This window comes from Nocardia arthritidis NBRC 100137, from assembly GCF_001612765.1.
Classification (GTDB): domain Bacteria; phylum Actinomycetota; class Actinomycetes; order Mycobacteriales; family Mycobacteriaceae; genus Nocardia; species Nocardia arthritidis.
The window spans coordinates 157,941-174,583 of the sequence record NZ_BDBB01000005.1 but is presented as its reverse complement, the minus strand read 5'-3'; the positions used below and the strand labels follow the sequence as shown (position 1 = coordinate 174,583).

Below are 16,643 nucleotides of genomic sequence, written 5' to 3'. Positions count from 1 at the left end.
GGTTCCCAGCTGACCAGGAAGGATGTACGGCCGCCATGATCAGGTGGGCATGCCGCCGTGGCACCGCGCGACCATACGTAGCAGAAGAATGGTGCGCGGTTCCCGGCCTGCCGGTCAACCTGTAGTGAGATGCGTAACGGCGGACGGTGTTTGGCGTATAGGCTGGCCGGAAGCGTGGTGACACTGCCAAAGCATGATGGGCGCTGATGAGGGGGACGCGGATTTCGGAAATTGCCATCTGTGATCACTTTCCACGGGATTGCTTCCCGTGCACTCCTAGAACGGAGACTTGATGACTCGAATTATTTCGTTCACAATCAAAGGTTTGTCGGGACGTCGTGATGTAGTGCATCATGAATTGAATTCCGATGTGAACGTATTCTGGGGACCTAACGGTTCCGGCAAGACCTCAATGTTGAAGATTCTGCACAGTGCCTTATCTAACAATACCGAAGTACTTCATTCGGTATCGTTTACGTCGGCACGCGTGGAGTTCTATAGCGAAAATCGCGAATCGAATGTTACGCGCGAGATTTCCAAGAAAGATCTTTCGCGATCGGAAGGCGAGTACGAAGAATTATATGATCCTGACACCGGGGAAGTGATGTATATTCATACCCAGCCTAAGGTGAAGGTTTGGAAGACGGCTCCTGTAGCGGCGCGACAAGCTAACCGTTTCAATCACCGGTGGCTCCCGATCTCAAGGATTCTCAGCACGCCACCGCGCTCGCCGAGGCGAAGAGCGGTCGCCAAAAAGTCTTCGCATTTCGACCTGGACGAAGCATTCGTTGAAGGGATTGAGCAAAGGTGGTCGGATTGGCGGTATAGGGCTAATAGGGAGATCCGATCCGCGCAGGATCACGCACTTGCCGCAGTTCTGGAAGTTGCTCTCCGCGGAGTGAGAAAGCGCGACAAGTCTATCAAACCGCTCGATGCTGAACAGGCATATGCTCTAGTCACCAACTTCTTCAATGAACGGACAACTCCGCGAGTGGGATTTGCCTTTCGGGATTTCAGTGAGTTCGCGCGTCGATATAATGAGGACAGTATATTGCCCGACATTGTGCAGAGGCTGCAAAAAGTGGAACTGGAAGTCGCCAAACTGCTGGAGCCGCAACGGCGCCTTGAGAAGATGATTAGCGAATTCTACTCTAAAGGTCGACGGGTCACGTTTGGGGATGACGGCATTACTGTTAGCGTTAACGGTACAGACATTCCTTTGGGAAATCTTTCCAGTGGCGAACGCCAGCTTCTCGTAATTCTTCTCGAATGCCTCGATGCTGGAAACAATTCTGTTCTGATAGATGAACCAGAGCTGTCTATGCACGTCGCCTGGCAAAACAAGCTGGTCGAATGTATGCGTACAGTGAACCCCGGTGCTCAGCTCATTATGGCGACGCATTCCCCTGAGATTATGGCTGAGCTGGAGGATCGGTGCATAATAGAGCTTTGAGCAAACCGACTTGGTCTCCTCGGGCTTACAGTCGAATAGTGTTGATCAGCCCAAAATTGCTTCACATCGTAGTGGAAGGAAAGACTCACGATCGTAGTTACTACGGATTAATTGCTGAGTCGAGTAAGAGGTTGGTGGGCAGCTACGAGGTAACTCGAATTGAGAAGATTTACACTGGAGGAGGGAAGGAAGGTGTGCTTAAAGTTTTCGAAAGCATGAAGTCAAATAATCATCTCGTTCAGCACACTTCCCTGGGGCGCAAGGTTGCTGTATTCGTGCTGGATAGAGATGCGGAGGTTATATCTGGCGGATCGAGGAGGCACCCACATATTTTCTACACTCGCGGGTATGATGTCGAGGCCGACATCCTCATGCATGGAGACGCTGGTAAAGCATTAGGGACTGCAATGGGTCTATCTCCTGCGGAGTCTCGAAGCCTGGCAAGATCTTTGGGGGCATGGCACCGGGACGCCGCAGATGAATGGCGAGAATGGGTCGCGCTGTGCTGTATTTCGTTGATATTAGGTGTTAAGTCTAGGGCGAACTACTCGCGGTCGACGGTCTCGCCGGAAGATCTGGCAAGCATGACAGCCGTTAGGTCTCACATTGTTTCTAAGTCCGGCTTGGATAGCGATGAGTATCTGCAGTTTGAGGCCAACATTAGGAGCAAGATAGACGCAATCTATGCTCGCGGTAAAAGTCATGCGCTCGTGAAGGGTAAATGGCTTCCAGCATATTTGCATCGCCGGATCGTGGATTTCTACGCTGACGACGATAAACCAGATCTTGATGGTTTCGAGAAGAAGATCGTTAGCAATTTCGTTGCTTCCCTTGATCCGGGGCAACCGTGGGCACGGAGATACCGGGATTCCTGGGAAGATCTTATTTCGTAACTTCGATACGTTGGCCACGTCCAGGGCTGCGGCTGCCATCGCCCTGGCGTGTGCCAGTGGCGTCGGGGCGACGCGCGACTTGGTGACACCGGCGATACACCGCGACGGCGGTTGGTCGGCATCAATTGGTCTGCCTGTCGAGGAGGCCCAGCACTGGGGATTGAGCCTGCGCCGCCGTCTGGGCGCTCAAGATCAAGCATCGCCTGGCTCGACACCAATGTATTTTGCTTCTATGGTCAGGGGTGACCAGTGTTTTGCGAGGTAAGGACACCGTTCGGAGTGTTTGATCTCATAATCCATTGGTCGCGGGTTCGAGCCCCGCCCGCCCCACAAACAGCCCTACTCAACCCCCGACCGAAGGTACAAAGAGGTCGGAAAGTTGGAGCCGGTCTGTCAAGGTATGAGATGAAGCCTCCCCCTCCGGGAGGCTTTCGTCGTGTGTGGGGCTGTCGTGCCCCAGCATCGAGGAGTTCGCGGTCGGGTCGACCGTCCTGCGGCGATGGGTCGGGCCGCTGGTTCCGGCTTGGTCAGCAACTGGCCTTGCTGCTGCCTGCCCCTGCGGGCTCCGGAAAGGCGTACTCGCTGGGGCGTGAGTACGGCGGGTGGACCGGTCGGCCGGTGCGGGGCCTGCGTCGGCTGCGGTGGGTAACTCCGCCCGCGTACTACACGCGCAAGGTCCCAGTCAATGACGTTGAGGCCGCGACGGATTGGCTGTTGGCACGTCGGGGACTGCAGCCTCCTGTGGGCAGCAGAAACCTCCTCAGGTTTGCTGAGGGGGTTTCTGTGTGTTCGGGCTGAGAGATTTTTGCTTCGCTCGTGCCGACCTTCGCGGCACCGAACGGGTTGAGGCTTCCACCCGCCGAGATGAACGCGACCCGAAACCACATCTTCGCTTGGCTGCCATCCTTGGTCACCACGTCGGGGGCATGACAACCTCGAGTGCGGTAGGGAACTTGGCGGCGCCGAACCCAACGGCCGTGTATCCGCCCTTGCTGACTTGCCCGGTGATCACGCCGCGGGCGGAGGCGATGCGATCGTCGGGGCCGCGCTACGGGGTGAGCGAATGCGTTCCCGGCAAGGGCGGACCGACCTTGAACGCCCTTGCCGGGTAACGCCGGAAACGATCGGCGGGCCGGAGCCTGCCGATCGTTTTGCGCGCCTATCGCGTTGTCACCGGGTGATCAGCGAGCGCAGGGTGAGGATGGAATCGCGGCGCTCGTAGGCGATCCAGGCGAAGATCCCCGACAGCACCAGCGGAAAGGGTGCGTACGCCGGCATATCCGTGAGGAAGAGGTTGGTGGCTGCGGCCAGCAGGGTGAGGATGGACAGGCCGACCGCGGCCGGTCCGCTCAGGCGCCGCACGAGCAGGCCGATACCGCCGGCGATCTCGCAGATGCCCACGAAATACATGAACCAGGGCGAGCCGATACCGGCCTCACGCATCGCCGCCATGTTCTCTTCTGGAACCATGTCGAGCACCTTGGGCAAGCCCGAGGCGAGGATGAAGAACAGGGCCAGGAAGATCTGGAGTCCCCACAGGACGCGGTTGCGGACTTTGCCGGGGTGGACGGTGGTGGTGGTCGCGGCGATGGTGGTCATTGTTCGTTCCTCCAGGGTCGGTTGCGCTGTTCGGCAGCGCGTTCACCTGATAGGACGGCGGCACTCGCGAAGATTCATCGGTCGACTACCAGCGCGGTTCCGAAGTCACACTTCGCCGCGTTCGTTCGTCTTCGGTCGCTGTGCTAGACATTCCCTGCTGACGTAGGTGGTGATGACTTCGTCGGGGGCGGCGCGGAATTCGACCCCCGCAGGCGGTGATCCGGACTCCACGCCGTGAGCGCTAAGATCAGGCCGACGTTCTGAGAGGAAATCATGACCAAGTCGACGGCATTCGCCGCTGTGCTCTCCGCGGCCGCTGCCGCTCTGCTCTTCCTGCCCGCCGCACCCGCGCACGCCCAGTCCCCGCACTGCGCCAAGGCCATCGAGTTGATCAACATCGCGATCGACACGAACGGCGGCACCCTGGACGATGCGACGGCGACAGCGCTGTCCGGCAGGCTGAGCGGACTCGCCGATCTGGCCCAGGGTGCGGAGAAGGATGTCATCTCCGCCTACGCCTACGCGCTGGTAGACGAGAACGTCACCGATCTCGACCCTTACACCGACGAGCTCAATCGCGTCTGCGCCTGACGGCGACCCCACGAGGAGTCGGTGGGGGCAAACCGGGGTAGCAGGTCCGCGTCGCCACCACATCATGTGCCGCTCATGTCCGGGTCGATTCGGCGTAGCGCGGAGGCCGGCCATTCGCTCTCGCGGTGCTCGGTCGGCATCGCGGCCAGTCCGTGTGTCGCCTCCGCCACCGCTTCGGCTGTTCGCCTCAGCAGAGCCAGGACGCCTCCACGCTGCACGGCTCCGAATCCCGTGCTCCACCAGTACATCGACGCGGGGGGCTCGATGCCGTCCGCCGCTTCCGTCGCCGCTTCGGCTACGGACAGTGCGCGCTGCGCTTCGCGCGTCTCTCCGTGCGCAGCCAGCAGTTCCGCTCGCCGCATTCGCCCGTAAGCGCTGACGATGGGGTGCGCATTCCGCATGCTCCAGCCATCCCTGACACCCCGCGGGTGATGCCGGACCGTCAGTGGTTGCGTCCTCGGTAGTCGAGGCAGGCGCGGCCGTCGGTGGGTGGGGTAGGGGGCGTGATGGCTTCCGTGTAGGCACGCAATCCTTCGGCGAGCTTGCCTGCCATGTTCTCCAGGTGTTCGGGGCGGAGGTGCTTTCCGAATGCTGCGGCATCGAGCAGTTGCCTGCGTACGTCGTTGATCTGCGAATAGGCGAACTGGGTGGGCTCGAGGTCCGGCATGCTCGGGCATGCTACCTCGAGTCGAACATATTTTCGATGCGAGTGTGATCTGAAGCGTCGGACTCTCTGGCCGGCACAGTGTGGAATGCCGACGTCGGCTTTCGAAACCGGCGGTTCCGTTCCGCACCGCCCAACTAACGTCCGGCGAGTTCGGCGACGACCGGAGCGAACCTGTCGGCGAAGTCGGCGCCGAAGACGAAATAGGAGAAGCCGATTTCCTCCCGTCGCCGCTGGATTTCCTCGGCGGCTGCCGCCGGATCGTCCGGAAGTACGGTCAGCGCGTCCGCCGCGCGAAGTGCGGCGGGGTCGGTGTCGGGGGGCGCCATGTGCGGCGCGACAGTGTCACCGATAACCGGCACGGCGAGCGCGAGCTCGACGTCCCCGCTGGTGCGGAAGTCGCGTGCCAGCCGCTCGACTTCGCTCCGAGGCTGATCCCCCAGCGCGAAGGTGACCGTGTCCGCGACCTCGGCCGCCAACGCCCGGGCCTTAGGACCGTATACGGCCATCGCCACGGGCGTGTGACGGTTGGGCCCGTCGAGATCTCGCAGCCTCGTGACGGTCTCACGTACCTGTGCCAGCCGCTCGTTCGGCGGCGGTACGGCGGGCAGTCCCTTGTCGCGGAGCTCGTCCTCGATTCCAGGTCTGCCGGTGCCGATGCCCATCTCGAAGCGACCGTCGGTCAGTAGCGACAGCGAGTGCGCTTCCCACGCCGTCAACCAGGCCGGGCGTAGCGGAGAGGCGTACACCCACGTGCCCACGCGCAGGTCGGTCAGGGCCGCGACGGTGGCCAGCATGGGAGCGGGCGCCGGTTGCATCTGCGGGAAGTCGGGCACCAGCAGCGTCGAGTAGCCGCTGTCGGCGATGCGGCGCACGCGATCTCGCCACGTCGGCAGGTCGGTTCTGAGTGGGGCAACGACCCCGAATCTGAACGGTCTCGTCATGTCCGGACTCCTGTCCTTCGGTCTATCCAGAGGAATCGACGACGGATCCACCCGAAATTCATCGGTGCGGCCGAGCTTTTGCACCCGTACCTGCGAACGCCCTGAAGTCGGCATGTCCGAGCGTTGACCAGGGATAACACCGTGTCAGTGGACGTGTCAGGCCGGTATCAGGCGGGTGTCAGCCATCCTGGCGACAGTTGTCCACATGAACAGCACAGCGATCGCGGCTTCCGGGCTGCGGAAGGCATACGGGGACAAGACGATCCTCGATGGCATCGATTTGCATATCGGTGCAGGGACGATTTTCTCGCTGCTCGGTCCGAACGGTGCGGGTAAGACGACGGCGGTGAACGTGCTGACCACGCTGCTGAAGGCCGATGGCGGCACGGCGCGGGTGGCCGGGCACGATATCGCGACCGAGCCCAAAGCGGTGCGCGCGGCGATCGGGGTCACCGGTCAGTTCGCGGCGGTGGACGATCTGCTGACGGGGGAGGAGAACCTCTTGCTGATGGCGGATCTGCATCATCTGCGGGCCGCTGAGGGTAAGCGGGTGGTCGCCGAATTGCTGGAACGGTTCGATCTGGTGGAGTCGGCGCGAAAGCCGGCCTCGACCTATTCGGGGGGTATGCGCCGGAAATTGGACCTGGCGATGACGCTGGTCACCAAGCCGGACATCGTCTTCCTGGACGAGCCGACGACCGGACTGGATCCGCGCAGCCGTCGCATCATGTGGGAAATCGTCCGGGAGTTGACGGCCGGCGGTGTGACGATCTTCCTCACCACCCAGTACCTCGAGGAAGCCGATCAGCTGGCCGACCGGATCGCGGTGCTCGACCAGGGCCGCATCGTCGGCGAAGGCACTCCCGAGGAACTCAAGCGCCGCGTGCCCGGCAGCCACATCCGGCTCCGGTTCGCCGACGTCACCGCCCTCGACGCGGCGGCGCGGATCCTGCCCGGCGCCATCCGCGACGACGAGGCTCTGACCTTGCGGGTCCCGGGCGACGGCGGCACGAGATCACTGCGAGACCTGCTGGACCGGCTCGCCGAACATTCGATCGACGCCGACGAGGTCTCCGTCCACACCCCCGACCTCGACGACGTTTTCCTTTCCCTGACCGGTCACGCCACCACGGAGGCTGTCGCACAATGAGCACCATTTCCGCACCGCTGGCCGATTCGTCGATCATGTTGCGCCGCAACTTCAAGCACATCGCCCGGACTCCGGTCACCATATTCAACGCGGCTTTCATGCCGGTCGTGATGATGCTGATCTTCGTGTACGTGTTCGGCAACGCTTTCGACGTCGGCGAACAGTACATCAACTACGCGACACCGGGCATGATCCTGCTGGCCATCAGTTACGGGTTGTCGGGCACCGCGGTATCGGTGAGTTCCGATATGGCGAAGGGCATCATCAACCGTTTCAAGGTCATGGACGTCTCCCGAAGCGCCGTACTGACCGGCCACGTCGCGGCGACCATTCTGACCAATGTGGTAGCCATCGCGGCCGTCCTCGGTGTGGCATTCCTGCTGGGCTTCCGGTCGTCGGCGACCGCACTCCACTGGCTCGGCGCGATCGGCATCATGGCCGCCACATCATTCGCGGCCTCCTGGCTCACGGTCGCATTGGGCATGGCCGCGAAGACTCCGGAATCCGCGGGCATGACCGTGGTGCCGCTGATCATGCTGCCGTTCGTGAGCAGCGCGATCGTGCCCGCCGACCAGATGGGACAGGGCATCCGGCAGTTCGCGCAGTATCAGCCCTTCACACCGATCATCGAAGCATTGCGCGGGTTTCTCGCCGGCCATCCTTCCGGCGGCTACACGGCGGCGGCGCTCGCCTGGTGCGCCGGGTTCGCCCTGGTCGGATACCTGTGGTCGCGGGCCACGTTCAACAAGCGCGCATAGGTGCCCGGCTGACGGCGCTGATCGGGCGCGTCCGCGATGCGCCGCCATCGGCATACCGGCCGGTTCTGCCCATTTCACACACCTGACAATTCTGAGGAGACAGCCATGCCCACGTTCGAGACACCGAAGCCGATCGTCGTCACCGTCGACGTGCTCTCCGGCAACATCACCGTGATCGCCTCCGACCGTGCCGACACCGTCGTCGAGGTCCGGCCGGCCGATGGGTCCAAAAAGGGTGACGTGCGCGCCGCCGAGCAAACCCGGGTCGCTTTCGCCGCAGGCACCCTGACCGTGAAAACGCCGAAAGACTGGCGGACCTACACCCCGTTCGGCGGCAACCCATCGATCGAGGTGACCATCGAGGTGCCGACCGGCTCCCGGCTGAAGGGCACCGCCGCCGTGGGCCGACTACTGGGCACCGGCGATCTCGGTGAGTGCGATCTGGAGATATCCGCCGGCGACATCACCGTCGAGCGCCCGCGCGGTTCGGTGACCGCGAAAACCGCCAAGGGAGACATTCGCATCGGCGAAGCGGCGCGCGGCGTGCTCCGGCTGGAGACATCCATGGGCGAGCTGGAGGTGGGTATCCGCCCGGGCAGCGCGGCGCGGCTGGAAGCCAACGCCCGACACGGCGCCGTGCAGAACCTGATGCAACCGGTGAACCGGTCGCGGGGCAACGAGGACACCGTGGAGGTGTACGCGCGTAACTCCTACGGCAACATCATCGTCCGGCACGCCACCGCCGCCTAGCTCCCTCAACGCGAACAGCACCCTCGGTGCACGACGCCCCTGTCGTGCACCGAGGGTGCTGTCGGTTTCTGCCGCGTTCAAACAGCGAGTGTCGTCGCGACCAGCTCACGCCAGTTCGCCTGCGCACCCGCCCTCGTCGCCTCGGTGAACCGTGCTTCGCCGAGACGACGTCGTGCTGTCTGCTCGATCCGAGCCGCATCCGGTTGAGAACGATCGCGCAGTCCGCGTACTCCGGAACTCGCGGCGAGCAGCCGCACGGCCTGTTCGTTCTGGTCGTCGCGCAGCGCCAGATCCGCGATGCCGACGAGTATTTGGGCGATGAGGGGCGCGTAGCCCGCCGCGGACGCCGCCTGGAAGGCCGCGGCATGTTGTGCGCGGGCTTCGTCGAGATCGTCTGCGAGGTAACCGAGTAGGTCGTGGGTCACCGCCTTGACGTAAACCTGCTCCGCATCGCTGCCCAGCAAGGTCGTCGCGATGTCGATCTCCCGGTGCGCCCGCGCGGCGTCGCCGTTCCAACGGGCCAGTTGCGCCTTCGCGAAGGCGAGTTCGGCCAGTGCGTTCGGCCAGGCGGACCGGTCGGCGTACCGCTGGCCCTCGGCGATGGCGGCCGCGCTCGCCTCCGCATCACCCAGCAGCCAGTACAGCTGAGCCTGCCGGGCCCGCATCAGGAAAACGTCCTCGATCGCGCCGACCTCGGTGACCACCGCGATCGCCTGGTCGAGGTGTTCGCACGCAGGGGCGAACTCGCCGCGCATGGCGATTCGATTCGCCAGCTCGGTCAGCGCGAACGAAATTCCCCAGCGCTCGCCGATGGCCCGGAACTCGGCGAGCGCCGTCTCGAGATACGTGTCCGCTTCCCGGCCCTCCTGGCCGAGCGCGATCCGCGCCTTGCCCAGCTGGAGCCGGGCCAGCGCCCGCACCCAGGGATCGTCGTCTGCGAGCAGCGGTTCGAACGCGGGCAGCAACGCGTCGGGCCCCTGCACCATGCGTTCCATCGCGGCGACGAACCCCAGCAAGGGGTATCGGCTCTTGCTGCGCCGGCTGAATCGGTATGCCTGGTGGATCCATTCCTCCACTCGGTGTTCGTCGGTCGGCCCGGAATTCATGAAATGCACGACCAGTCCGTACACCCTGGCCCGGGTCTCGTCGTCCACCTCGCCGGGCAGCTCGGCGGCCGCGGTGATCAGCTCCATGCCTTCGGCCTTGTGCCCGCTGAGCCACCAGTACCAGCCCGCGGCCGCCGCAAGCCGCATCGCCTCGGCCGCGTCGCCCGCCGCGAGCGCGCCACGCATCGCGACGGCGATGTTGTCGTGCTCGGCTTCCAGCGTGGCGAGCCACTCCAACTGCTCGGCGCGGCGCAGGTGCGGCTCCGCGCTGTCGGCGAGTCCGGTGAAGTACGCGAGATGCGCCCGGCGCACCACCTCCGATTCCCCCGCCTCCACGAGCCGGTCGAGGGCGTACTGCTTGATCGTGTCGAGCATCCGATAGCGCGGTCCGCCATCCCCGGCGGTGAGCAGCGATTTCTCGGTCAACGCGGTCAGCAGCTCGAGCACCTCCCATTGCTCGACCACCACGTTCTTCGCGCCCCCCAGCCCTTCGGACCCGCCCTCCGTGCCCGCGCAAACCTGCTCGGCCGCTTGCAGGCTGGCGCCGCCGGAGAACACCGCGAGCCTGCGCAGGACCATCCGTTCGGCGTCGGTGAGCAACTCCCAGCTCCAGTCGACCACCGCGCGCAATGTCCGATGCTGCGGCAGCGCGGTACGGCTGCCGCCGGTCAGCAGGCGGAACCGATCGTCGAGGCGGTTGGCGAGCTGATCGAGGGACATGGTGCGCAGCCTGGCCGCGGCCAGTTCGATCGCCAGCGGTATTCCGTCGAGCGCCCGGCAGACGCGCGCCATGGTCGACAATGTGCGGGCATCGGCGGCGAGATCCTTGCGCACCGCGCCGGCCCGGTCTCGCAACAGCTGAACGGCAGGGGAGGACTCGATCTCGCCGGGGCCCGCGTTCTCGGTGGGCAACGCCAGCGGCTCGACCTGCCATAGCGCCTCACCCGTGATGCCCAGTGGTTCCCTGCTCGTCGCAAGAATCCGCAGCCGGTGACACTCGCCGAGCACCCGGTGCGCGAACACCGCCGCGGACTCGATCACGTGCTCACAGTTGTCCAGGATCAACAGCGTTTCGCGCTCGCGGATCGCCGCGACGAGCCGGTCCATCGGTTCCGCGTTCGGAGCGCCGCCCAGCAGTGCGTCGCGGAGCCCGAGCGCGGCGAGCGCCGACTGCGACACCTCACCATTCGCACCGACCGACGCCAGCTCCACCAGCCACGCCCCGTCCGGTAGGTCGTCGAGCATGGTCCGCGCGGTTTCCAGGGCCAGCCTGGTCTTGCCCGAACCGCCGGGCCCGGTCAACGTGGTGAGCCGATGGTCGGCGATGAGTTCGCGCACGACGGCGACGTCGGCGTATGTGCCGACGAACTTGGTCAATTCGGCCCGCAGGTTCGTCTTGCGGTCGTTTTCCCTCGCGCCCACTTCGCCGCGCAGCAGCGCGACGTGCAAAGCGGAGAGTTCCGGTGAGGGGTCCACGCCCAACTCGTCGGCGAGTGCCTCCCGTGCCCGCTGGTACACGACCAGTGCCTCGTTGCCACGGCCCGCGGCGCCGAGCGCACGCATCAGCGCGGCAGCGAGCCGTTCCCGCACCGGGTGCCGGGCCACCAGTTCGGTCAGTTCGGCGACCAGTTCCGGGGCCCGGCCGAGGCGGATCTCCGCTTCGTACAGATCCTCCATGGCGGCCAGGCGCAGTCCCTCGAGCCGGGTGATCACCGCGTCGAAAGCTTCACTGTCCTGTACACCGATGTCCTGCATCAGCGCCCCGCGCCACAGGTCGAGGGCCTCGCGCAGCAGCCGGGCCTGCCGCGCGTCGTCACCGCCGCGTGCCTGATCGAGAAGTTGTTCGAACCGCACGGCGTCGACAGCGCCGGGTTCCACCGTCAGCCGGTAGCCGCCCGCCTGCCCGTCGACCAACCCGTCCGGCAGCACCCGGCGCAGCCGGGAAGCCAGTGCCTGCAAGGCGTTCGCCGCGTCGGAGGGCGGCTGCGCACCCCAGATCCAGTCGACCAGCGTCGTTTTGGCGACGACGCGACCGGGTTCGAGCGCGAGGGCGATCAGCAGCGCCCGCAACCGAGCGCCCGGTACCTCGATCGATCCGCCGTCGTCTAGTCGGATCTCGAGCGGTCCAAGCATCCCGATCTGCACCGGCCCATTCTGCCGTGGACGATCGGCAGTCGGCGGGCCGCCCGTCCCCGGGGTGACAACCGCTCCGATGGCGTCGACCGACAACGACCATCCCAGCTTCCCGACCGTCGACACCGTGTCAGCGGACGTGTCAGGCCGGTGTCAGGGCGATATCAGCCCGGCTGGCGACAGTATCCCTGTGAATAGTTCAGCGATTGCAGGTGGCGGCATGCGCTCCCTGCCCCGCACCCGGGGTGACCAGTGGAACTGAGGGTCGACCGAGAGCGCTGCATCGGCGCAGGCATGTGCGTTCTGATCGCCCCCGGCGTGTTCGACCAGGACACCGAGGACGGCCGGGTGGTGCTGCTGAACCGCGCACCCGCGTCCGACCAGGGGTCTGTCGTGCGCGAGGCCGCGCAGATGTGCCCGTCCGGCGCGATCACCCTCGTCTCCGGCGACTGGTCCAAGGCTCCGGCACAACAACCGCAACGAAGGAAAACCTGATGACTCGAGCAGTTCCCATCCCGAACGGCCTCCCCATGGAGCGCGACGCGAGCCCTTTCGACCCGCCCCGTGAAATCGCTCGGCTGCGCGAGACCCGCCCGGTCTGCCCCTTGATCTTCCCCGACGGTCACGAGGGCTGGCTCGTCACCGGCTACGATGCGGTCCGCCGACTCATGGCCGACACCCGGTTCAGCTCCCGCCAGGACATCGGCATTCTCCACGTGCCGTACCAGACCCCTGGCATGCCCGCCGCTACCGAACCGTCCCCACAGGTGCCGGGCTTGTTCGTCGCCATGGACCCGCCGGACCACACCCGGCTGCGGCGCAAGCTGATCGGCGCCTTCACCGTCAAACGCATGAAGCAGCTCGAAGAGCGCATCATCGAGATCACCGAACGGCAACTGGACGAGATGGCGCGATCGACCCCGCCGGTCGACCTGGTCGAGGCGTTCGCGCTGCCGGTGCCCTCGCTGGTGATCTGCGAGCTGCTCGGTGTCCCCTACGCCGATCGGGAGACCTTCCAGGTCAACTCCGCCAAATTCCTGATCAAGGAACAGCCGCTCGAAGAGAAGATGGCCGCCTACGGCGCGATGACCACGTACCTGGCCGAACTGGTCACCCGCAAACGCGTCGAACCCGGCGAGGACATACTGTCCGATCTGGCCCGCCACGACGACCTCACCATCGAGGAGCTGACCGGCGTCGCTTTCCTGCTGCTGCTCGCGGGCCACGAGACCACCGCCAACATGCTGGCACTGGGGACTTTCGCGCTGCTGGAGCACCCCGAACAGCTGGCGCAACTGCGCGCCGACCCTGATCTGGTGCCCGGCGCCGTCGAGGAACTCCTGCGCTACCTGTCCGTCGCCGACATCTTCTACCGCTACGCCACCGACGACATCGAACTCGGCGGCGAGACGATCGGCAAGGGATCGACCGTCGTCGTCTCGTTGCTGGCCGCCAACCACGACCCCCAGCGCTTCGACAACCCCGACACCTTGGACATCCACCGCACGGCCCGCGGGCACCTGTCCTTCGGCCACGGCATCCATCAATGCCTCGGCCAGCAATTGGCCCGCATCGAGATGCGCGCCGGTTTCGCCGGACTGCTGCGCCGCTTCCCGACCCTCGAACTGGCCATCCCCGCCGGCGAGGTGAAACTCAGGACCGACATGAATATCTACGGCGTCCACGAATTGCCGGTCACCTGGACGGAAACGGCCCGGTAGAACGGAAGAACCTCGGGGCGGGATTCGGTGGATCCCGCCCCGAGGGCCGGTCAAGACAGTCGCGCCTCGATGGTGTGCGCGATGGCTTCGATGAGGGTGCGGAGGCGGGACTCGGACAGGGCGGAGTCGGGGAAGAAGACTTGCCGGTTGACCAGTCCATCTATCACGGTGACGCAGAGCTCGGCGGCGGTGTCCACGGTGTGGCCGGCTTCGGCGTAGCGGTCGCGGATCACCTGGACGAATGCGGCTCGTGCCGTCTCGAAGTGGCGGTGCAGCTCGGCGTCGACGCGCGCTTCCGCGAGCAGATGATGTCTGGCGAGCACCCGGTGCCGGGCGTGTGGCGCGGTCATGTCGAGGATGAACTTCACGGCGATGTCGGACAGGCTCGGTGCGGGGGAGTCCGGCGTATCGAAGTGGCGGGCGGCGACAGCCATGTCCTGGGCGAACAGTTCTTCGGAAGCCATTTGCAGCAGTCGTTGCCTGGTCGGAGCGTGGTAGTTGACCGAGCCGGGCGGTAGTCGCGCGGCCGCGTCGACCGCGCGATGGGTGAGGCCGCGCGGACCGTGTTCGCCGAGCACGCGAAGCGCGGCCTCGGCGATGACGGCGCGCCGCTGTGCTGAGTCCTGCCGCTGCCGCCTCGGTTGTGTCATGTCACGAAACCTACCCATCCCCGGCCGGGGCGCCGCGACCTCCACTAGTCTCAACATGTGTTGAGATTATCGAGGATGACCCGCCGTCGCGCGCTGTCGATCGCGGCGGCTGCCACGGGCGCGTTGGCTGTCGTGACGCCCACAGCTTTCGCTCGCGCCGAGAACCGCCAGGACAACAGTCGTTATGCCGGATACTCGCCCGGAGATCGGGCCGAGCCGTACGCGCGGTTCATGGCCGAGCGCACGGCTCCACCGCAACCTGAGGTCACCGCCGCCTATACGGCGCCGGCAACCCCGAGCGAGCGGATCCCGGCCTTCTCGTCCTTGGTGGCCGATCTCGCGCCCACGGGATATTCGCCGATCGAAACCGGTTACGGGCAGACCGATTCGGGGACAGTGTGGGTCGCGGTACGCACCGAGATGCCGCGCGTGACGGCGGCGATGTGGGATTGGTGGTTCGGCTGGCACACGGTCGAGTCCGCGCGGTACAAGCTGTGGCACCCGGATGCGCATCTGTACAGCGAGGTGGCCGCCGACCGGCTCGGCGCACCGATAGCCGATCGCGAACGATATGTCGGAAACATCTCGTACGTCGACGAATACATCGGCCCGAAGCTGCAACAGCTCGCCATCGCATTCCATGATCCGGTCGCCTACGGATTCACCGTTCCCGACGATCACACCGTGATTCTCGGCCGCGTCGGCAGCAGCGTGGCTCCGGTCGATCTGGGCTGGTTGGCACACCAAGTGCGGCCCATCCACGGAGGCTGCGAAATGCGCAGCCGTTTCTACCTGAGGCTCTACGGGCTGCACGCACCTGATCCGCTGCACACCGAGCGTGCGATCCAGCGCGGCGCCGCCGCCGATGTGCGAGATCTGTTTCCCGGCCTGGATCTGGCCCGGGACCTGATGATGCACTGCGGCCAGGAAATGAACCATCTCGCCCAGTTCCTGCCGGAGTTGTACCGCGAATTCAAGTAAGCATTTCTCCCGGATACGTCGCCGTCGCCGTCGGCGGATCCTACTTTGATACTCGCGGGTAACCATTCCAGCTCCAAATAGCCCATAGGTAGCTGATTGCTTATTTTCACCCCTGGGGAGCATCTGACATGGGCATTCGCCCATAGCCGGTGATTGCAGGGCGAGAACGTGTTGACGGATGCGAACCGCTCCGGGCAGAATCGGCCGGGTTGGAACAGGGGGTGGAGGAGTTATGCGCGTTAAAACGGATTTACATTTCGACATCGCTGTCGAACCCGCTCGGGTCTTCGATGCCCTCGCGGCGATCGAAATGCTCCCCGAATGGTCGACGTATTCGGATGCGCGTGTGGCGACCCGCGGCGAATCCGGTCGGCCACAACGGGTTTATGTGACCGCCGATACTCTGCTCGGCAGGTCCGATCTGCAGGTGCTGGAATACGAGTGGACCGATGACCGGGTGTCGTGGCAGGTCGTGGACAGCTGTGTCGGCCTCGGTGGCGGCGGATGGTTCGAAGTGTCCGAGGACCGCACGGGAACGCAGGTCTGGTATCACACCGAGTTGCAGTCCTCGCTGCTGTTGCCCGGACTCCTCCTCAAACGCAGCGTACGACGGGAGAGCGAGACCGTCGCGCGCAACTTCATCCAATTCGCCGAAGGATTCTCCGCGCCTCCGCAATCGCGCGCGGTATAGCTGTCAGGTATCGAATCGAGGTTGTTCGGTGTCGCAGAGGGAGCGTTCGGCGGCGGCCAAGCGCGCCGGCGCCGTCGCACGGCGTCTCAGGATTGCCCGGCCGCCCGCCGCAGCTGAGCCTCCGCTTCACCGGATGGCGTGCCGGCAGGGATCACGAGCAGCGTCGCCTCGGTGCCGTTCGTCCCGATCAGGTGCATGATGCCGGGTGGCTGACCGGTGTCGGGTCCGTGTACTTCGATGTCGTCCTGGCGGTCGATGCGGCGTTGGGTGATGCTGACGGCGTTCCATTCGAAGCTGACCCGTTCGGTGGGACCGAGCCGGGGGGTGAGGACGCTGATCAGGTCGTGCAGCTCGGCGGTGAGGTTGTCCGTCCACGGCCACCAGCCGCCGTCGAGCTGCTCGGGGCCGGTTCTGGATTCGCGCAGAAGCAACCGCGGGGTGCGGGTGGGAGTCCGGAAGGGTTGCCGTCCGGGCTGGGGCGGGCCGGTGCCGGCGGTCATGTCGAAGTGGTTCGTGATCGGGCGGCGGGTATTGATCCTGGGCATGGTCTGTTCCTCTG

General features: G+C 64.8%; 17 protein-coding genes. 10 read left to right on the top strand and 7 right to left on the bottom strand.

The window, feature by feature from the left end; genetic code table 11:
* Positions 1–292: 292 nt before the first annotated feature.
* Entirely contained in the window at positions 293–1,453 is a 1,161-nt protein-coding gene (locus tag NA8_RS32450; protein WP_084466528.1) for an AAA family ATPase, read from the top strand.
* Between the two features lie 134 nt (positions 1,454–1,587).
* Positions 1,588–2,346, top strand: a complete 759-nt coding sequence (locus NA8_RS33465; protein ID WP_157106533.1) for a hypothetical protein — start codon at positions 1,588–1,590, stop codon at positions 2,344–2,346.
* Positions 2,347–3,516: 1,170 nt separating this feature from the next.
* Here NA8_RS33465 and NA8_RS04890 read toward each other — a convergent pair.
* A complete protein-coding gene (locus NA8_RS04890) occupies positions 3,517–3,945 on the bottom strand; it encodes a DoxX family protein (protein WP_063049143.1) in 429 nt (142 codons plus the stop codon).
* Positions 3,946–4,218: 273 nt separating this feature from the next.
* On the opposite strand from NA8_RS04890, the gene NA8_RS04885 reads away from it, so the two are divergent.
* Complete coding sequence (locus NA8_RS04885) at positions 4,219–4,536, top strand: hypothetical protein (protein ID WP_063049142.1); 318 nt, start codon at positions 4,219–4,221, stop codon at positions 4,534–4,536.
* A gap of 62 nt (positions 4,537–4,598) precedes the next feature.
* Here NA8_RS04885 and NA8_RS04880 read toward each other — a convergent pair whose 3' ends face one another.
* From NA8_RS04880 to NA8_RS04870, 3 genes are all read right to left on the bottom strand, one after another.
* Positions 4,599–4,937 (bottom strand): hypothetical protein, encoded by a 339-nt coding sequence (locus NA8_RS04880; RefSeq protein WP_157106532.1) that lies wholly within the window; start codon positions 4,935–4,937, stop codon positions 4,599–4,601.
* A gap of 41 nt (positions 4,938–4,978) precedes the next feature.
* Positions 4,979–5,203 (bottom strand): DUF6374 family protein, encoded by a 225-nt coding sequence (locus tag NA8_RS04875; RefSeq protein ID WP_063049140.1) that lies wholly within the window; start codon positions 5,201–5,203, stop codon positions 4,979–4,981.
* A 134-nt stretch (positions 5,204–5,337) separates the two neighbouring features.
* Positions 5,338–6,144, bottom strand: a complete 807-nt coding sequence (locus tag NA8_RS04870; RefSeq protein WP_063049139.1) for an LLM class flavin-dependent oxidoreductase — start codon at positions 6,142–6,144, stop codon at positions 5,338–5,340.
* A 205-nt stretch (positions 6,145–6,349) separates the two neighbouring features.
* Between NA8_RS04870 and NA8_RS04865 the strand changes: the two genes are divergently transcribed.
* From NA8_RS04865 to NA8_RS04855, 3 genes are all read left to right on the top strand, one after another.
* Positions 6,350–7,294: an ATP-binding cassette domain-containing protein gene (locus NA8_RS04865; protein WP_063049138.1), complete on the top strand. Its 945-nt coding sequence runs from the start codon at positions 6,350–6,352 to the stop codon at positions 7,292–7,294.
* The gene (locus NA8_RS04860) at positions 7,291–8,052 is read left to right on the top strand and encodes an ABC transporter permease (RefSeq protein WP_063049137.1); all 762 of its coding nucleotides are present in this window, start codon (positions 7,291–7,293) and stop codon (positions 8,050–8,052) included. Before NA8_RS04865 ends, NA8_RS04860 begins: the two co-directional genes overlap by 4 nt.
* Before the next feature lie 105 nt (positions 8,053–8,157).
* On the top strand, positions 8,158–8,802 hold the full coding sequence (locus NA8_RS04855) for a DUF4097 family beta strand repeat-containing protein (RefSeq protein WP_063049136.1): 645 nt from the start codon (positions 8,158–8,160) through the stop codon (positions 8,800–8,802).
* Positions 8,803–8,879: 77 nt separating this feature from the next.
* Here the strand turns inward: NA8_RS04855 and NA8_RS04850 are convergent, their stop codons facing one another.
* Positions 8,880–12,053: an ATP-binding protein gene (locus NA8_RS04850; protein ID WP_063049135.1), complete on the bottom strand. Its 3,174-nt coding sequence runs from the start codon at positions 12,051–12,053 to the stop codon at positions 8,880–8,882.
* Positions 12,054–12,293: 240 nt separating this feature from the next.
* Between NA8_RS04850 and NA8_RS04845 the strand changes: the two genes are divergently transcribed.
* Entirely contained in the window at positions 12,294–12,536 is a 243-nt protein-coding gene (locus NA8_RS04845; RefSeq protein WP_063049134.1) for a ferredoxin, read from the top strand.
* Positions 12,536–13,762, top strand: a complete 1,227-nt coding sequence (locus tag NA8_RS04840) for a cytochrome P450 (protein ID WP_063049133.1) — start codon at positions 12,536–12,538, stop codon at positions 13,760–13,762. Before NA8_RS04845 ends, NA8_RS04840 begins: the two co-directional genes overlap by 1 nt.
* A gap of 50 nt (positions 13,763–13,812) precedes the next feature.
* Here NA8_RS04840 and NA8_RS04835 read toward each other — a convergent pair whose 3' ends face one another.
* Positions 13,813–14,412 carry a TetR/AcrR family transcriptional regulator gene (locus NA8_RS04835; RefSeq protein ID WP_063049132.1) on the bottom strand — a complete coding sequence of 200 codons (600 nt, stop codon included), beginning with the start codon at positions 14,410–14,412 and terminating at the stop codon, positions 13,813–13,815.
* 75 nt (positions 14,413–14,487) lie between these two features.
* Here NA8_RS04835 and NA8_RS04830 point away from each other — a divergent pair, with 75 nt between their 5' ends.
* Complete coding sequence (locus NA8_RS04830; RefSeq protein WP_063049131.1) at positions 14,488–15,393, top strand: DAPG hydrolase family protein; 906 nt, start codon at positions 14,488–14,490, stop codon at positions 15,391–15,393.
* Positions 15,394–15,571: 178 nt separating this feature from the next.
* Entirely contained in the window at positions 15,572–16,084 is a 513-nt protein-coding gene (locus tag NA8_RS04825; protein WP_369690244.1) for an SRPBCC family protein, read from the top strand.
* 86 nt (positions 16,085–16,170) lie between these two features.
* Here the strand turns inward: NA8_RS04825 and NA8_RS04820 are convergent, their stop codons facing one another.
* Positions 16,171–16,629 (bottom strand): DUF5994 family protein, encoded by a 459-nt coding sequence (locus tag NA8_RS04820; RefSeq protein ID WP_174550042.1) that lies wholly within the window; start codon positions 16,627–16,629, stop codon positions 16,171–16,173.
* Positions 16,630–16,643: the final 14 nt, after the last annotated feature.

What these genes read in the sequence shown, in the direction of transcription:
- NA8_RS32450 (WP_084466528.1), top strand. Translation starts at nt 293, where the DNA reads ATGACTCGAATTATTTCGTTCACAATCAAAGGTTTGTCGGGACGTCGT.
- NA8_RS04890 (WP_063049143.1), bottom strand. Translation starts at nt 3,945, where the DNA reads ATGACCACCATCGCCGCGACCACCACCACCGTCCACCCCGGCAAAGTC.
- NA8_RS04885 (WP_063049142.1), top strand. Translation starts at nt 4,219, where the DNA reads ATGACCAAGTCGACGGCATTCGCCGCTGTGCTCTCCGCGGCCGCTGCC.
- NA8_RS04880 (WP_157106532.1), bottom strand. Translation starts at nt 4,937, where the DNA reads ATGCGGAATGCGCACCCCATCGTCAGCGCTTACGGGCGAATGCGGCGA.
- NA8_RS04875 (WP_063049140.1), bottom strand. Translation starts at nt 5,203, where the DNA reads ATGCCGGACCTCGAGCCCACCCAGTTCGCCTATTCGCAGATCAACGAC.
- NA8_RS04870 (WP_063049139.1), bottom strand. Translation starts at nt 6,144, where the DNA reads ATGACGAGACCGTTCAGATTCGGGGTCGTTGCCCCACTCAGAACCGAC.
- NA8_RS04865 (WP_063049138.1), top strand. Translation starts at nt 6,350, where the DNA reads ATGAACAGCACAGCGATCGCGGCTTCCGGGCTGCGGAAGGCATACGGG.
- NA8_RS04860 (WP_063049137.1), top strand. Translation starts at nt 7,291, where the DNA reads ATGAGCACCATTTCCGCACCGCTGGCCGATTCGTCGATCATGTTGCGC.
- NA8_RS04855 (WP_063049136.1), top strand. Translation starts at nt 8,158, where the DNA reads ATGCCCACGTTCGAGACACCGAAGCCGATCGTCGTCACCGTCGACGTG.
- NA8_RS04840 (WP_063049133.1), top strand. Translation starts at nt 12,536, where the DNA reads ATGACTCGAGCAGTTCCCATCCCGAACGGCCTCCCCATGGAGCGCGAC.
- NA8_RS04835 (WP_063049132.1), bottom strand. Translation starts at nt 14,412, where the DNA reads ATGACACAACCGAGGCGGCAGCGGCAGGACTCAGCACAGCGGCGCGCC.
- NA8_RS04830 (WP_063049131.1), top strand. Translation starts at nt 14,488, where the DNA reads ATGACCCGCCGTCGCGCGCTGTCGATCGCGGCGGCTGCCACGGGCGCG.
- NA8_RS04825 (WP_369690244.1), top strand. Translation starts at nt 15,572, where the DNA reads ATGCGAACCGCTCCGGGCAGAATCGGCCGGGTTGGAACAGGGGGTGGA.
- NA8_RS04820 (WP_174550042.1), bottom strand. Translation starts at nt 16,629, where the DNA reads ATGCCCAGGATCAATACCCGCCGCCCGATCACGAACCACTTCGACATG.